Origin of the sequence: Brevundimonas sp., from assembly GCF_004210735.1 — a bacterium.
Taxonomy (GTDB): domain Bacteria; phylum Pseudomonadota; class Alphaproteobacteria; order Caulobacterales; family Caulobacteraceae; genus Brevundimonas.
The window spans coordinates 1-1,068 of sequence record NZ_SDZL01000155.1 but is presented as its reverse complement, the minus strand read 5'-3'; the positions used below and the strand labels follow the sequence as shown (position 1 = coordinate 1,068).

Annotated in this window: 1 protein-coding gene; it reads left to right on the top strand. The window is 69.4% G+C overall.

Annotated elements, in window-relative coordinates; all coding sequences use genetic code 11:
- Positions 1 to 697: class I SAM-dependent methyltransferase (locus tag EON91_RS14570; protein WP_292096149.1), on the top strand; the 697-nt coding region annotated here is incomplete at its 5' end.
- Between the last annotated feature and the right edge of the window lie 371 nt (positions 698 to 1,068).

The following is a 1,068-nucleotide window of genomic DNA, read 5'->3' as shown; positions in this document are numbered from 1 at the left end:
CGCGCGCTCCTCCCCCTGCGCAGCTAGCGCAGCGCTGGCGAGGCGGCGTAAGATCGCCCGCCAGCAAGGGACGCGTCTCATGGGCTTCTACTCCCGTTTCATCGCCCCCGGCCTTATCGATTGCGCCTGCGGGGCCAAGCCCGTCGCCTATCAGCGCCGCAAGATCATCCCGCAGGCCAGCGGCGTCGTGCTGGAGATCGGCGCGGGCGGCGGCCGCAACTTTGCGTTCTATGATCGCGCCAAGGTCTCCCGCCTCATCGCGCTCGAGCCCGAACCCGGGATGGTGAAGCGCGGACGCGCTCGCGCGCCTGAAGGCTTGCCCATCGAATGGCTTGAACGCGGGGCCGAGACGGCCAATCTGCCGCCCGCCTCAATCGACACCATCGTCACCACCTACACGCTCTGTACCATCCCCGATGCCGTCGCCGCGCTCGCCGCCCTGCGCCCTGCGCTCAAGCCTGATGGCAAGCTCCTGTTCTGCGAACACGGCCTCGCGCCCGATGCAGACGCCGTGAAATGGCAGAAGCGCATCGAGCCGATCTGGCGCCCGCTCGCCGGCGGCTGCCATCTCACCCGCGATGTCGACGTTATGCTGGCCACGTCCGGCTGGCGCATCGAAACAGCGGATCGCATGTATCTGCCCGGCACGCCGCGCTGGGCCGGCTACAATGTCTGGGGCTCGGCCCGCCCGGCCTGAGCCTGCACAGCCTTCAGGCGCCCGGTTCCTGACCGCCCGGTTGTTTGGCAGGCGGCGCCCGCCCACGGTGCACTCCTCCGCTCCCCAAAGCCGTTTTTTGTCGTCTTCCGCGCTTGGCGGTTGCGACTCTCCGGCGAATGCGAGCCGATCCTTCCGACGCGAGTGCAGGCCCATGCACTCCGCCACGCGCGGACGGCGCGATGCTGGAGGACAAAACCCATGAGACATCCCGACACGATTCCCGAATCCACACCCGCCGCCACGCCGGCTGCGGAAACGCCCGCCACCTCGCGCCGTGCCCTGCTGCGCGGCCTCGGCATGGCCAGCGTCGGCGCCGCGGCCCTCGCCGCAGGCTGCTCGAAGAATACAGC